The sequence below is a fragment of the Methylocaldum sp. GT1TLB genome, assembly GCF_051027445.1.
Lineage (GTDB): Bacteria > Pseudomonadota > Gammaproteobacteria > Methylococcales > Methylococcaceae > Methylocaldum.
In genome coordinates this window covers 5,086,956-5,099,767 of the sequence record NZ_CP194898.1, presented here as the reverse complement: position 1 = coordinate 5,099,767, position 12,812 = coordinate 5,086,956, and the positions used below count along the sequence as shown (strand labels likewise).

19 protein-coding genes are annotated in these 12,812 nt (G+C 61.0%); all 19 read right to left on the bottom strand.

Features of this window, described 5'->3' with window-relative positions:
* Positions 1 to 24: 24 nt before the first annotated feature.
* Positions 25 to 294, bottom strand: coding sequence for a nitrogen fixation protein NifZ (locus ACR2R1_RS22575; RefSeq protein ID WP_077729034.1), 270 nt, complete (start codon positions 292 to 294; stop codon positions 25 to 27).
* The gene (locus ACR2R1_RS22570; RefSeq protein ID WP_077729033.1) at positions 291 to 617 is read right to left on the bottom strand and encodes a nitrogen fixation protein NifZ; all 327 of its coding nucleotides are present in this window, start codon (positions 615 to 617) and stop codon (positions 291 to 293) included. The genes ACR2R1_RS22575 and ACR2R1_RS22570 overlap by 4 nt, the downstream gene beginning before the upstream one ends.
* 26 nt (positions 618 to 643) lie before the next feature.
* Positions 644 to 1,432, bottom strand: coding sequence for a 4Fe4S-binding leucine-rich repeat protein (locus tag ACR2R1_RS22565; RefSeq protein WP_077729032.1), 789 nt, complete (start codon positions 1,430 to 1,432; stop codon positions 644 to 646).
* The gene (locus ACR2R1_RS22560) at positions 1,416 to 1,988 is read right to left on the bottom strand and encodes a tetratricopeptide repeat protein (RefSeq protein WP_240502427.1); all 573 of its coding nucleotides are present in this window, start codon (positions 1,986 to 1,988) and stop codon (positions 1,416 to 1,418) included. Before ACR2R1_RS22560 ends, ACR2R1_RS22565 begins: the two co-directional genes overlap by 17 nt.
* Positions 1,989 to 2,005: 17 nt before the next feature.
* Entirely contained in the window at positions 2,006 to 2,383 is a 378-nt protein-coding gene (locus ACR2R1_RS22555; RefSeq protein ID WP_077729031.1) for a HesB/IscA family protein, read from the bottom strand.
* A 9-nt stretch (positions 2,384 to 2,392) separates the two neighbouring features.
* Positions 2,393 to 2,617 carry a 4Fe-4S binding protein gene (locus tag ACR2R1_RS22550; RefSeq protein WP_077729030.1) on the bottom strand — a complete coding sequence of 75 codons (225 nt, stop codon included), beginning with the start codon at positions 2,615 to 2,617 and terminating at the stop codon, positions 2,393 to 2,395.
* Positions 2,618 to 2,700: 83 nt separating this feature from the next.
* Positions 2,701 to 4,278: a nitrogenase cofactor biosynthesis protein NifB gene (gene nifB / locus ACR2R1_RS22545; RefSeq protein ID WP_156879316.1), complete on the bottom strand. Its 1,578-nt coding sequence runs from the start codon at positions 4,276 to 4,278 to the stop codon at positions 2,701 to 2,703.
* 302 nt (positions 4,279 to 4,580) lie between these two features.
* A complete protein-coding gene (gene bfr, locus ACR2R1_RS22540; RefSeq protein ID WP_077729029.1) occupies positions 4,581 to 5,045 on the bottom strand; it encodes a bacterioferritin in 465 nt (154 codons plus the stop codon).
* 55 nt (positions 5,046 to 5,100) lie between these two features.
* Complete coding sequence (locus ACR2R1_RS22535) at positions 5,101 to 5,385, bottom strand: RnfH family protein (protein ID WP_077729028.1); 285 nt, start codon at positions 5,383 to 5,385, stop codon at positions 5,101 to 5,103.
* 14 nt (positions 5,386 to 5,399) lie between these two features.
* Positions 5,400 to 6,089, bottom strand: a complete 690-nt coding sequence (locus tag ACR2R1_RS22530; RefSeq protein WP_077729027.1) for an electron transport complex subunit E — start codon at positions 6,087 to 6,089, stop codon at positions 5,400 to 5,402.
* 15 nt (positions 6,090 to 6,104) lie between these two features.
* Complete coding sequence (gene rsxG / locus ACR2R1_RS22525; protein ID WP_156879315.1) at positions 6,105 to 6,809, bottom strand: electron transport complex subunit RsxG; 705 nt, start codon at positions 6,807 to 6,809, stop codon at positions 6,105 to 6,107.
* Positions 6,806 to 7,885 (bottom strand): RnfABCDGE type electron transport complex subunit D, encoded by a 1,080-nt coding sequence (locus ACR2R1_RS22520; RefSeq protein WP_434112055.1) that lies wholly within the window; start codon positions 7,883 to 7,885, stop codon positions 6,806 to 6,808. Before ACR2R1_RS22520 ends, rsxG begins: the two co-directional genes overlap by 4 nt.
* Positions 7,882 to 9,354, bottom strand: a complete 1,473-nt coding sequence (rsxC, locus tag ACR2R1_RS22515; RefSeq protein ID WP_434112053.1) for an electron transport complex subunit RsxC — start codon at positions 9,352 to 9,354, stop codon at positions 7,882 to 7,884. Before rsxC ends, ACR2R1_RS22520 begins: the two co-directional genes overlap by 4 nt.
* A 2-nt stretch (positions 9,355 to 9,356) precedes the next feature.
* Positions 9,357 to 9,902 carry an electron transport complex subunit RsxB gene (rsxB, locus tag ACR2R1_RS22510; protein WP_133718216.1) on the bottom strand — a complete coding sequence of 182 codons (546 nt, stop codon included), beginning with the start codon at positions 9,900 to 9,902 and terminating at the stop codon, positions 9,357 to 9,359.
* 8 nt (positions 9,903 to 9,910) lie between these two features.
* Positions 9,911 to 10,492, bottom strand: a complete 582-nt coding sequence (gene rsxA, locus ACR2R1_RS22505; protein ID WP_077729022.1) for an electron transport complex subunit RsxA — start codon at positions 10,490 to 10,492, stop codon at positions 9,911 to 9,913.
* 32 nt (positions 10,493 to 10,524) lie between these two features.
* Entirely contained in the window at positions 10,525 to 10,806 is a 282-nt protein-coding gene (locus ACR2R1_RS22500; RefSeq protein WP_434112051.1) for a hypothetical protein, read from the bottom strand.
* A gap of 60 nt (positions 10,807 to 10,866) precedes the next feature.
* Complete coding sequence (locus ACR2R1_RS22495; protein ID WP_434112049.1) at positions 10,867 to 11,190, bottom strand: Rieske 2Fe-2S domain-containing protein; 324 nt, start codon at positions 11,188 to 11,190, stop codon at positions 10,867 to 10,869.
* Positions 11,191 to 11,199: 9 nt separating this feature from the next.
* Positions 11,200 to 11,424, bottom strand: a complete 225-nt coding sequence (locus ACR2R1_RS22490) for a hypothetical protein (protein ID WP_077729020.1) — start codon at positions 11,422 to 11,424, stop codon at positions 11,200 to 11,202.
* Positions 11,425 to 11,444: 20 nt separating this feature from the next.
* Positions 11,445 to 12,788, bottom strand: a complete 1,344-nt coding sequence (locus tag ACR2R1_RS22485; RefSeq protein ID WP_434112047.1) for a (Fe-S)-binding protein — start codon at positions 12,786 to 12,788, stop codon at positions 11,445 to 11,447.
* Positions 12,789 to 12,812 lie beyond the last annotated feature (24 nt).

The window sequence follows — 12,812 nt, the reverse complement described above, 5'->3', positions numbered from 1 at the left end:
GAACCAGCGTAATGCGTATGCCGTCTACAGAATCCCGGCCACCTGCCCTCGGGCTTGGTCGGATCGAAGCTCCTCTTCTAAGCAGCCCACGACGCAGCCGTTCGGAAACTCGACCAGGTACACGGGAATTTTCGCTTCCTCGTGGAATCCCACCTGCACGATCTCGCCTTCGCTGCCCGCTGCCACCAGCAAGGCCCCCGGCTCGCGATCAGGATAAGTGCCGTCGTTGAAGAGATCCGTTTCCGCCCAGACCTTCTGTCCCCATTGATAAATCGGTGTGCGTGGCTCGATCATGCCGTCTCCCCTCCTTCGGGAACCGGAACGGTTTTCGGGGGCGGCGGATTGTCCAGGGATTCGATTTCGCGGCCCTTCATGCCCACCGCGTAACCCCGTTCCGGAAAATCCACGGCGTAGATGTAAAACTGTTGAAGGAAGGTGTTGATGCTCTTGATGTATCCCACCTCACCTTTCTTGACCAGGACCTCGCCGATATCGCGGCCGTTAAACGTGCCGTCGTTCCGGACCACCTTTTTCGACTTCACCTTTTCGCCGAACTTGAAGCGCGGCGGATCGTTCAATTCGTTGACATCGCTGTCGCGTACAATAGTGGTAGCCATATCGCTCCTCGATGAGTGATTGTGGTTTAACAAGCTTCCGGTAAAACATCGGCATCGTGCCGCCCGGCGAGGCGCTGCTCGACCAAGTCCCGCACCGTGGCGTCGGAATCGCCGCGCATCGGCGCGAGCTCGGCGAGATCCAGCCGGCTGGCGACCTCGTAGCGCACGCGCCAGTCGGGGTCGTCCCGATAATGTTTCAGTTGACCGGCATCCATGCGTCTAATCGCTTCCAGCCGCACGTCCAGTTCCGGGTCTTTCGCCATCGTGTGCAGCCATTCGGCGCCTGCGCGCCGCGCCACGACCTTGCGCACTTCCCGATCCGGATCGTGCAGCATCCGAACCAGCATGCTCGGCGGAAGACGCCGGGCTACGATCTGCCTGACGTAGTAGTCGGGATCGTCGATCATCGAGGCGAGATCACTAAGCTCCAGGCGTTCCGCCACCCGGATGCGCACCTCCCGATGCGGGTCCCGGCCGAGCGCCTTCAGATGCCGGGAGCGAAGCGGCAGGCGCTGCGCTACGCTCTGCCGCACGGTTTCGTCCGGGTCCGCGATCAGGCGCGGCAACTGAAACACCTCCACGTATTTCGCCGCCACGGCCCGCGTCTCGAAATACGGGTGCTCCAGATACTCCTTGGCGAGATGCGGATTCCACCGGAAGAACCGGTCGATACGGCGGGCGTAACGGTCATGCACGCAAGCATGGCCCAATCGGCACCGCCCATTCGCCGATTCCGCAAGGCGCTCGCATCCGGAGCAGTCCAGCAGATTGCCGTGCCAGTCGCGGGCTTCGTCGATTTCAGTCGTCGTCCCCATTGGCTTGCCTCTCAAGGACATCCAGCAGCACCTTGCCGCCGAGCTTGTCGCCCGGGTCGAGTTCGACCAGTTTCTCGACGGCGGCCCGCCCTTCCTCAATCTGTCCCAATCGCAGATTCAGATAACCGTAACCCTTAAGGGTAAACAGGAAGAATCGGGGCAGAATCGCGTCAAAGCTGCCGAAATCGGCGTCCGTCGCTTTCGCTGCACGCCAGTCTTCCGGCAAGCCGTTGTCGAGAGCGGCTTTCTTCAGACAGTCGCGGGCAACGTCCAGGGCCTCCTGCAACCGGTTCTTGTAAAAATAGAACCGGTACAGGCCGATATACACGGCGGCGTGGCCAGGTGCCGCCTGCCAGGCGGCTTGCAGGTGCGCAAGCGCTTCCTCGTCCCGGTGGTAGCTAAGCCCGGCCTGGCGCAGATGCCGCTCGGCCTCTTCGGGCAATCCCGAGCCCAGGCAGGCTGCCGCGGCGGCATCTATACCAAGTCCGAAGTCCGAAGCATCCGGCATGAGCGATGGCGCCTCTGAGGATTGTGCTTGCGCGAAACTGTTCTGCATGTCGGCGCAACCGTCCGTCAATGACTGCTCTTGACCTGGATGGAGGACACCGACACCGTCGCTGCGCCCGCCGAACTGCTGCTGCTACAAGTGCCGCAACCCGTCGAATTGGGGTTGTGGAACACGAATCCGCTGGACGTCGGCGTCTCGGAAAAGTCGATGGTGACGCCCTCCAGCAGCAAACGGCTTTCCGCCGGCAGGAACAGTTTGAGGCCGTTAACTACGACCACGGCGTCGCCCGCCTTGGGCTCGGCTTCCACGCTGAATTCCGATGCCAGGCCGGAGCAGCCGCCGGGGCTCACCGACAGGCGAAACCCAGCGTCTTCACCGACGCCGCCGAAGCGCACCATGCGCCGGATGAACTTTTCCGCAGTCGGGGTAATAGTCAGATCCATGGTATCCACCTAGGCCGCTTGGTAACGGGGATAGTTGTCGTCGATGATGCAAGTGTCGTCGATGGGGCAGACGGCGACGCATTGCGCTTCGTCGTGATGCCCGATGCACTCGGTGCACTTGGCGGGGTCGATGACGAAAAGACCGTCCTTCGTCTCGGAAATCGCCTGGTTCGGGCATTCGGGCTCGCAAGCGGAACAACCGGTGCAGTTGTCTTTCACGATCTTGTAGGCCATGTGTTTACTCCTCTGTCAGTGGTGGGGCCGCCTTCCGGGACTAGCCGTCCCGAAAGGCGGGTGAATACCGGAAAACGGTAGCTCTAAGCCGCTTCCGCGGAGGTCAGCGCACCCTGGCGGATTTGCGCGTCGCCGCGTTCCACGTGCTCGATTTCGCCGCTTTTCACCTTGTCCAAATAATCCTTGAAGTAGGCGATCGCGGATTGCTCGATGAACTCGCCCGCGAATTGATCGACGGGATCGATGCCGGCCGCCTTCAGATCGTTCTTCGGACAGCCGCCGATCTTGGCCACGAATACCGCGTGGCAGTCGTTGATGGCGCGGATGATGGTCGCGAGAGAATCTTCCTCGCCATAGCCGCCCTGGCAGTAAAGATCGACCCGGCGGTGGCCGACGAATTTGGCGCCCGCGGTCGAGAGCTCGTAGACCTGGAACTCCTTGGCGTGTCCGAAATGCTCGTTGACCTTGCCGCCACCCTTGGTGGCCACGGCGATGAGCATCTTGATGTCGGAATGCTCGCCCGCCAGGGATTCCATCTCGGCTTTCTTGGCCGCGACCACCGCGTCACGCTCCTTCTCCACCGCCGCCTGATAGGCCTTGCGGGATTCGAGGTCATAACTGACTTCCATTTCCATGATCTTGTCGGTGGTGAACTCGGCGCTGCGGTCCTCGCCCAGCAGCCCCACCGCGTCGGCTCGGCACTGGCGGCAGTGGCGCATCATGTTCATCTCGCCCTCGCAGCTGTCCTGCAGCGCCTTGAGCTCCTGGGCCGTGGGGCCGCGCTGACCGGTCAGGCCGAACACCGTGCCGTGCTCGGGCGCCGAGATGAGCGGCATGATGTTGTGCAGGAACGCGCCGCGCGATTTGACGGCTTTGTTGACTTCGACCAGGTGCTGGTCATTGATCCCCGGGATCATCACCGAATTGATCTTGGACAGGATGCCGCGCTCGGTCAGCATCTCGAGCCCTTGCAATTGCCGATCGGTCAGGATCTTGGCCGCTTCGACGCCGTGATAGCGCTTTTTCTTGTAGTAGATCCAGGGATAGATCTTGGCCCCGACTTCCGGGTCGATCATGTTGATGGTGATGGTGACGTGATCGATGTTGTACTTGGAAAGCTGCTCCACGTGGTCGGGCAGCGCCAGGCCGTTCGTGGACACGCACAGCTTGATGTCCGGCGCCGTTTTGGCTATCAGTTCGAAGGTTTTGAAGGTCTTCTCCGGATTGGCGAGAGGATCGCCGGGACCGGCGATGCCGAGCACGGTCATCTGGGGAATGGTGGACGCCACCGCCAGAACCTTCTTCGCGGCCTGTTCCGGAGTGAGTTTCTCGCTCACCACGCCCGGACGGCTTTCATTGGCGCAATCGTATTTCCGATTGCAGTAATTGCATTGGATATTGCAGGCCGGAGCCACCGCTACGTGCATGCGCGCGTAATGGTGATGGGCCTCCTCGCTGTAACATGGATGGTTTTTGACCTTCTCCCAGATTTCGGGTGGCAGGTCGTTTTCGCCCGCACCGGAACCGCAACTGGCTTTCCCGGATCCTCCCGAGGTCCCGCAGCCTTTATGCTCGGCGACCTTTTGCATGATTTCGTCTACGTCCGCTCCGGCGTGCGTGTCGACGCCCTCGGCACCCGATTGATGCTGCACTGTCTGCATGGCTTGCTCCTGTCTGTCTATTCGCGCTGTTCCGTCTCAGTGCGGGCATAGCGGCACTTCCTCATCGTGCGGCTTGACCGTCAGAGCCGAAACATCCGTTGAACCTAGTACCGATGGTTTACAGTGCAATCCGCGTACCATCCATATATGCCTTTATATTCAAGTGGATAGATTCATTCCAACCGGCATGGGAATGTCCGGACAAATACAAAGCAGCCAACATTCATGGGAATTTGTTTAAAAGCGGACAAAAAAAAGGCGGTCAACGACCGCCCGAGTTCGCCTTTCGCATGCGATAGCGTTTACATCATCGACTGCTCGTAATTCTGGATGCCGATCTTGGCGATCAGACCCAATTGCGTTTCCAGCCAATCGACATGTTCCTCCTCGCTTTCGAGAATGTGTTCGAGGAGTTCACGGCTCACGTAATCGTTGACCTGCTCGCAATAGGCAATCGCCTCGCGCAGCAACGGAATGGCGTCCATTTCCAGGGCCAAGTCGCATTCCAGCATTTCCACGGTGTGCTCCCCGACCTTGAGCTTCCCCAAATCCTGGAGGTTCGGCAGGCCTTCGAGGAATAGCACGCGTTCGATCACCTGATCGGCATGCTTCATCTCGTCGATGGATTCGTGATACTCCTTCTCGTTGAGTTTATGCAGGCCCCAGTTCTTGAACATCCGCGCGTGCAGGAAATACTGGTTGATCGCGGTCAGTTCGTTGGTGAGGACTTTGTTGAGATATTCGATAACCTTGCTGTCGCCTTTCACGGGGAAAGTTCTCCGTTTGTATTGTTATTGAAAAAGTAGCCCAAACGCGGCGCACTCAATCATCATCGTCGTCATCGCTTGCGGTGCGGCGACGCTTGACGGTTTTCGGATCGGCCGTGATGGGACGGTAAATTTCGATGCGGTCTCCATCGTTGATCGGACTGTCCAGCTTCACCAGCTTGCCGAATATACCGACCTTTTGCCTGGTCAGATCGATTTCCGGGAAGCACTCCAAGATACCCGAGCGGCGGATCGCTTCTTCCACCACGCTGTTGTCCGGGACCTCCAGCCGCATCCATACCTGGCGATCCGCTTCCGCGTAACATACACCGACGTGCATATCTCTTCACCCAATTAGACGTTTTCGGCCAAAGGCTGTTCGATCGCCGCGTTTCGCAGCGGCCTGCGCGCCAAACGCTTATCCAGCAATCTTTTTCCGGCAAGAATAAAACCCAGCATCAGGAAACCGCCCGGCGGCAAGGCCATCAGCAGGAATCCGCGATACTCCGGGATCAGCGTGGTTTCCAGCCAGGCGAACCCCTGCCCCAACAGCAGGGAAGCATTGGCGAACAGCGTTCCCGAGCCGCTAACTTCCCGAGCCGCGCCCAGGACGACCAGAGCCAGCGTAAACCCAAGCCCCATCATGAGCCCGTCGAACAGGGCGTAAACCGGCGGCTTGCGCGAAGCGTACGCTTCCGCCCGGCCGAGAATGGCGCAGTTGGTCACGATCAGCGGAATAAAGAGCCCCAGCACTTTGTGCAATTCATGCAGCCAGGCGTTCATCAGCATGTCCACCAGGGTGACGACCATGGCGATCAGCGCCACGAAGACGGGAATTCGGATTTCCGACGGTATGAGCAGCCGGCCGTAAGAAATCAACAGATTGCATACCATCAGAACGGCGGTCGTGGCGAGCCCCATGCCGAGCCCGTTGGTGGTCGTGCCGGTGACCGCCAGGAGCGGGCACAAAGCGATGCTCTGGCTGAAGACGATGTTGTTGCTCCACAAACCTTCTTTGGCGATTCTGCTCAAGGATTCGGACATGACGGCTTTCCTCCGCTACTCGGTTGCCGTTAAAAGCTCCTGGCGGTGGCGCTCGAAGAATTTGAGCCCGCCTTCGACGCCCTTGACCACCGCCCGCGGCGTAATGGTGGCGCCGGCGAATTGGTCGAAGTCGCCGCCGTCCTTTTTGACCCGCCAGCCTTGCGGGGACGTATTGCTCAGGGATCGGCCGTTAAACCCCAGAATCCAGCCGGACTTGGAGGTTTCGACCTTATCGCCCAAGCCCGGCGTCTCGGCATGCGAGATAACCCGAACGCCCAGGATTTTTCCGTCGCGGTCCACGCCCACCATCAGGGTAAGGTCGCCGGCATAGCCGCCGGTAGCCAGCATCTTGAACGCCACGGCGCTGACTTCGCCGCCTTTTTTGGCGACGAAAACCTCGGTTCGATCAAGGCCGGTCCCTTCTCCCGCAGACGGAATCACCCGCAGGCTTGCAAGCACGTCGTTATCGTAAAGCGCTTCCGGCAGCACCTGTCCCAGCGTCGCCCGGAGATCTTCGGCCTGGCGCTCCGCGATCGCCTCTTTGGTGATCAGATCGCCTATCCCTAAGAGCAGACTGGCAGCCAGGGCGCAAACGGCCAGCAAATAGGTCTGATAGTCCAAACGCTGCCGAAGCGCATCCAGATCATCGAACTTTCGGCGCAGTCTTTGCCATCGCAGGAGTGCAAATTGCAGAAGCGTCTCTTTATTCAAGGCGATCATTCTTTACCCTCCGGCAATTTCAAGGGCTTGCCCTTGTAATCGCGCCCGTAGATGCGGGGCCGGACGTAATAGTCGATCACCGGGGTCAACGCGTTCATCAACAGCACGGCGAAGCCCACGCCCTCGGGAAACCCGCCCCAAGTACGGATGACGAAGATCAAGAGCCCGCAGCCGGCACCGAAAATCAGCTGCCCTTTTGGGCTGCCGGGCGAGGTGACGTAATCGGTTGCGATAAAGAACGCGGCCAGCATCACGCCGCCGGCTCCGAGGTGCCACAGCGGACCGAGATAACGATCGCCGTCGATGAGGTGGAAGATGGTTGCGAGGCCGGCAACGGTGACCAGCAAGGCTACCGGGATGTGCCAAGTGATGATCCGCTTCCAAAGCAGCCATACGCCGCCGACCGCCACCAGCAGGGCCGAGGTTTCGCCAAGGCTGCCGGGAATCCAGCCCAGCCATGCTCCGGCCAGGCCGAACTGTCCGTTCGCAAACGCCTCGACTAGCGTTTTGCCTTGAGACAACTCGGTCTTGGCATGGCCTATGACGGTCGCACTGGCGAAACCATCGATGCCGGCACCGCCAAAGGTGATTCCCAATGCCTGGAGCAGGCCGGGGGCGTGCCCGGAGAATAGAGGCGCAGGCTGGACCCAGGTCGTCATTTCCAGCGGAAACGACACCAGCAGGGCGACACGCGCGAGCATCGCCGGATTGAACAGATTTTGGCCGATGCCGCCGTAGATCTGCTTGCCGACGATGATGGCGAGACCCGCTCCGGTCACGCCTATCCACCAGGGCGCCCAGGGAGGAAGGCTCAAAGCCAGCAACCACCCGGTCAACAGTGCGGAACCGTCCAACAAAAAAAGCGAAGCCGGTTTGCCTGCCAACTTCAGGCAAACGGCTTCGAACAGCACCGCTGACAAGACAGTCGTCAAAAATAGATAAAGGGCCGGCCAGCCGAATAGAAACAGGCCGAACGCGGTAGCCGGCAACAGCGCCAATACCACCTGCGCCATGATGGCTTGCACCGGATGGTCGGCGCCGGTTAATGGAGCGACGGGCAGGTATACCTTGCTCATGACGCATCCTCCTTGGCGGAAGCCTGCGCCTTGCGCGCAGCAGCCGCTTGTTTGGCCCTTTCCAGCCGCAGCCGCTTCTCCTCGGCCAGGCGATTGGTCTGTTCGGTTTTCTGCTGGGCCTGTTGGCGCGCCATCAATTCCCCGCTCGCATATTTGAAGTAATGCACCAGGGGAATTCGCGACGGACAGACATAGGAACATGAACTACAGCTGATGCAGTCCCTAAGCCCGAAACTCACCGCGGCATCCAGCTGGCCGGCGCGGATGCGGGTCATCATTTCCAGCGGCAGCAATCCGACCGGACAAGCCGAGACGCAACGCCCGCAGCGGATGCAGGGCCTAGCGTCCGCGGCCTGGATTTCTTCGGGCGTCAGCGCCAGGATGCCGCTGGTGCGCTTGACCAAGGGCACTTGAACGTGAGGCAGATGATCGCCCATCATCGGCCCGCCCATCACGTAGCGGGCCGTCCGTTCGGGCTTGTGCCCGCAGAAGGCGAGCAGCTCGGACAACAGCGTACCGAACGGCGCCTCCACGTTGCGCGGCGACTCCACCGCTTCGCCGCTTACCGTAACCACCCGGCTGATCAGCGGCCGCCCGTTACGAACGGCCCGTTGCACGGCATAAGCGGTCGCGACGTTGTGCAGCAGCACGCCCACGTCGGTGGGACGCCCCCCCGCGGGCACTTCCTTGCCGGTCAGATGGGTGACGAGATTCTTTTCCCAGCCCATGGGATACAGGGACGGCACCTGCACGACCTCGATGCGGCCGTGTTTTTTCGCCGCATCGAGCATGGCGGCATACGCTTCCGGCTTGTTGTCCTCGATCGCGATCAGGGCGGTCGGGCATTGCAACCCGTGCAGCATGATCCGGACGCCCTCGACGATCTCCGCGGCGCGCTCCCGCATCAGCCGATCGTCGCAGGTCAGATACGGTTCGCACTCGCCGCCGTTGATGATGAGCGTGTTGATCCGGGTCCGCCATCCGAGGTTCAGCTTCATCGCCGACGGGAAGGCGGCTCCGCCCAGGCCGACGATGCCGGCCTGGTCGACACGGGCGCAGATCTCTTCGGGCGTCAGGCCGAACGGATCGGCTTCGTCGGGCCCCTCGATCCAGCGATCCTCCCCGTCCGGTTCGAGAACGATGGTCGGGGTCGGGAGTCCCGAAGGATGCGGCGCCGGATATTCTTCGATGCCGGCCACGGTTCCGGAAGTCGAGGCATGCACCGAGGCCGAGACCGCACCCCGGCTCGCCGCGAGCAACTGCCCTTTCAGCACCTTTTCGCCGGCCCGGACCACCGGTTCCGCAGGCTGCCCCAAGTGCTGCTGCAGCGGCAGGTAAAGCCGTTCCGGCAAAGGGAAATCGGTGACTATGGGTTTATCGGCGGTCGATTCCTTGCGCGGTTCCGGATGGACACCGCCCCTGATTTTGCTGCGTCGGCGCCATAGCGCGTTGATGTCCAGTACGACCATTTTCAGGCTCCCGCGGCAGCGAGATCGGGTTTGGCCCAGCGCCAGTTACGCAAGGTGGTTTTGATGGGCTGCATCCCGAGACATTCGGTCGGGCAGACCTCCACGCACTTGCCGCAGGCGATGCAGGCATCGGCGACCACGGCATGGATCTGCTTGGGCGCTCCGACGATGGCGTCCGTAGGGCACACCTTGAAGCAGCGGGTGCAGCCGATGCAGGTCGCTTCGCTGACTATCGCCACCATGGGAACCTGGTCTTCCACGCCGGCCAGGTCGATGTCCAGAGAGAGCTTGCTCGCTAACTGTTCGGCCAAGGCCTTTCCGCCGGGCGGACACAGCGTGGCGGACGCCTTGCCGGCCACCAGGGCTTCCGCCGCCGGCCGGCAGCCGGGATAGCCGCATTGGCCGCATTGCGAGCCCGGCATCATCTTTTCGATCTCGTCGACCAGCGGGTTGTCTTCGACCTTGAAGTAGCGAGCGGCAGCGCCCAGCATGAAGCCCAGAGCAAGTCCTAAAGCGGTAAGACTGAGTACGGCGAATAGGATGTACATAAGCTGGCCTAATGTGTGTTGAGTCCTGCGAATCCCATGAATGCCAGGGACAGAATCCCGGCGGAGATGAAAGCGATCGGCACGCCGGCGAAAGCTTCCGGAACGCTCATGAGGGCCAGGCGCTCCCGAATGCCGGCGAAGATGACCATGACCAGGGTGAATCCCAGGGCGGAACCGAATCCGAACAGGGCGCTGTGCAGGAAATCGTATTCCTGCTGGATGTTCAGAAGGGCCACTCCCAGCACGGCGCAGTTGGTCGTGATGAGCGGCAGAAAAATGCCGAGGACCTGATAAAGCACCGGGCTGGTCTTGCGCACCACCATTTCGGTGAACTGGACCACGGCGGCGATCACCAGGATGAAAGACAGGATCCTGAGGAAGCCGATGTCGAGGGGGGCCAGCAGGTAGTGCTCCAGGAGCCAACTGGCCACGGCGGTCAGCGTGAGCACGAAGGTGGTCGCCAAACCCATGCCGAGCGCCGAATCCAGCTTCTTCGACACGCCCATGAAGGGACACAGCCCCAGGAACTTGACCAGCACCACGTTGTTGACCAACGCAGTCCCCAGCAAAAGCATCAAGTAATCGCGCATCGTGTTCTCGCCTCCGCCGATTGCCGTATCCGTCAGTCCGTATTCTCCATTCGCGCCGGCGTGCTCGCGGCGCTCTTGCTAGCCTCATGACCAGAAGCGACGAGTTCTTCCTTTCCGATCGCGCCGCAGGCATAACACTTGAACGCGACGCTGAATCCCTGCTTGCTGCAGGCGTGTTCCTTGGCTTGCCGGCAGCCCACGGCTCCGCAGGCCGTGCAGCGGTAGAGCTGGCCCCTGCAGGCACTGGCATACCCGCCGACCCTTTCACCGTCGCAGATCGACATGTCATTCTTTAATTTTTCGTAATTCGCCATAACAGTCTTCCCAAGTTAATACCAATAAAAAACCCAAGACTCGTGAGAACGCTCTCCGCATCAGGACGGGGAGCACTCCGAAAGATCGACCTGAACCATCCCGTCTTCGACCCGAAGCGGATACTCTTCCAGCGCACAGCGCGGCGGAATCAGGCCTTGGCCGGTACGCGCGTCGAACACCCAGTTATGGAAGGTGCAAGTGATGGTCCGTCCGTTGAACCCGCCGTATTTCAAACGGGCGTTGTGATGCGGGCAGGTACCTTGAAAGGCCTTGAGTTCCCCGCCATCCGGCCAGACCAGCAATATTTCGCGGCCTTCCACGGTAAAAGGCACCATGTCGCCTTCGCCGAGGTTTCTGTGCTTGCATAGGCTGGTGTAACTCACCGTCACCGCCTACCAGGGGACCGAGGCGTCTACCAGCTTGGCCTTGATTCCGGCCGCTTCCATGTCCGCCAGGGTCTTGTAAAAGGTGCCTTCATGGATGAGCGTGCCTTTCTGGGACAGCACCGCGACATAGCGCGCCACGGTATCGACCTCGCAGCGGTAACCGCCGCCCGGCTCCTCGGTCCGGCGGGCATTGCCGGCCCAATCCACGAAAAAACCCGATGCAACCGTCATGCTTTTTTCTCTCCTCTTCTTCAAGTAGCCAAGGCCATCCGCAGCACTCGTGCGAAATGCACGCTCTCGCGTTGCGCACCGTCGCGAATCTGATGACGGCAACTGGTACCGTTGGCGATCAATAAAGTATCGGTATCGGCCTCCCGCACTTTCGGCAACAGCGCGAGCTCGGCCATCCGCATGGAAACTTCGTAGTGTTCGGCCTCCAGCCCGAAGGCGCCGGCCATGCCGCAGCAGCTCGATTCGATGAACTCGACCTGGAGTTCCGGCACCAGACCCAAGACTTTCCGCATCGCTTTCAATGCGCCAAAGGCCTTTTGGTGGCAATGTCCGTGTACCATCGCCCGCGCGCCAGGCACGGATTTGAACGCCAGCTTGAGGCGCTTGGCGTCGTGTTCGCGGGCCAAAAACTCTTCCAGGAGGACCGCCGCCTTGGCGATCTTGTCGACCTTCTCCCCCAATCCGAGGCTGTAATACTCGTCGCGCAGCATGAGGAGACAGGACGGCTCCAGTCCGACCACGGGGAGCCCGCGCTCCACATAGGGCCACAGCGTTTCGACCATGCGCCGGGCCTCTGCCCGTGTTTCCGCGATCAAGCCGTGAGAAAGAAAAGTGCGCCCGCAGCATAGAGGCCGTTCTCCGGCCGGCGGCCTCGCGATGTGTATCCGATAGCCTCCCGCCAGCAGTACTTCCAGCGCGGCCTCCGCGGTTTCGGTATCGAAATGGTTGGAGAAGGTATCCACTAGCAGGACGATTTCGCGGCCGTCCGGAGCACCGATGCCTTCTCTCGGTGCAGAAGCAAGAAAACTCCGGGCTGCGCCACGCGGCAGCGAACGCTTGGCGGCGATACCAAACACGCGTTCGACCCATCGCGCCAAAAAGGGGAAGCGTTCACGGAAAGAAATCAGCGGATTCAGCGCCGCGAGCCGGTGGGCGAAACGCGGCATATGGGCGAAGAGACGCTCGCGTAACGGCGCTCCGCCGAGCGCTGCCCAGCGCTGAGCGAGCGTTTCGACGCGAAGCAGCGCCATGTCCACGCCGTTCGGGCACTCGCGCTTGCAGCCTTTGCAGCCCACGCACAAATCCATTGCCTCGGCGAGTTCCGGACCGGCAAAAGGCTTAACGCCGTACTCGCCGTTCAAGGCAGCCTTGAGCGTGGCAGCCCGGTGCTGAGTCGAGTGTGCGACATCCTGAGTGGCGCGAAAGCTCGGGCACATCACGCCCTTTTCGGTGCGCTGGCACTGTCGGTTGCCGATACAGACGGCCGCCGCCTTGCCGAAGGCGCCGCCCGCGGCAGGTACCGCCGCGTAGGCGTCGCCAGCACCGTAGCTGTCATAGGCCGACCAGTCGAGTTGGGTATCCATCGCGCTCAATGAGAATAAAAAGCC

Bases quoted from the DNA above. Each gene is read 5' to 3' on its own strand.
- ACR2R1_RS22490 (WP_077729020.1), bottom strand. From the start codon at position 11,424: ATGACGGTTGCATCGGGTTTTTTCGTGGATTGGGCCGGCAATGCCCGC.
- ACR2R1_RS22555 (WP_077729031.1), bottom strand. From the start codon at position 2,383: ATGGATCTGACTATTACCCCGACTGCGGAAAAGTTCATCCGGCGCATG.
- rsxA (WP_077729022.1), bottom strand. From the start codon at position 10,492: ATGCGCGATTACTTGATGCTTTTGCTGGGGACTGCGTTGGTCAACAAC.
- rsxG (WP_156879315.1), bottom strand. From the start codon at position 6,809: ATGATCGCCTTGAATAAAGAGACGCTTCTGCAATTTGCACTCCTGCGA.
- ACR2R1_RS22530 (WP_077729027.1), bottom strand. From the start codon at position 6,089: ATGTCCGAATCCTTGAGCAGAATCGCCAAAGAAGGTTTGTGGAGCAAC.
- ACR2R1_RS22485 (WP_434112047.1), bottom strand. From the start codon at position 12,788: ATGGATACCCAACTCGACTGGTCGGCCTATGACAGCTACGGTGCTGGC.
- rsxC (WP_434112053.1), bottom strand. From the start codon at position 9,354: ATGGTCGTACTGGACATCAACGCGCTATGGCGCCGACGCAGCAAAATC.
- ACR2R1_RS22535 (WP_077729028.1), bottom strand. From the start codon at position 5,385: ATGCACGTCGGTGTATGTTACGCGGAAGCGGATCGCCAGGTATGGATG.
- ACR2R1_RS22575 (WP_077729034.1), bottom strand. From the start codon at position 294: ATGATCGAGCCACGCACACCGATTTATCAATGGGGACAGAAGGTCTGG.
- nifB (WP_156879316.1), bottom strand. From the start codon at position 4,278: ATGCAGACAGTGCAGCATCAATCGGGTGCCGAGGGCGTCGACACGCAC.
- ACR2R1_RS22550 (WP_077729030.1), bottom strand. From the start codon at position 2,617: ATGGCCTACAAGATCGTGAAAGACAACTGCACCGGTTGTTCCGCTTGC.
- ACR2R1_RS22560 (WP_240502427.1), bottom strand. From the start codon at position 1,988: ATGCAGAACAGTTTCGCGCAAGCACAATCCTCAGAGGCGCCATCGCTC.
- ACR2R1_RS22570 (WP_077729033.1), bottom strand. From the start codon at position 617: ATGGCTACCACTATTGTACGCGACAGCGATGTCAACGAATTGAACGAT.
- ACR2R1_RS22520 (WP_434112055.1), bottom strand. From the start codon at position 7,885: ATGAGCAAGGTATACCTGCCCGTCGCTCCATTAACCGGCGCCGACCAT.
- rsxB (WP_133718216.1), bottom strand. From the start codon at position 9,902: ATGTACATCCTATTCGCCGTACTCAGTCTTACCGCTTTAGGACTTGCT.
- ACR2R1_RS22565 (WP_077729032.1), bottom strand. From the start codon at position 1,432: ATGGGGACGACGACTGAAATCGACGAAGCCCGCGACTGGCACGGCAAT.
- ACR2R1_RS22500 (WP_434112051.1), bottom strand. From the start codon at position 10,806: ATGGCGAATTACGAAAAATTAAAGAATGACATGTCGATCTGCGACGGT.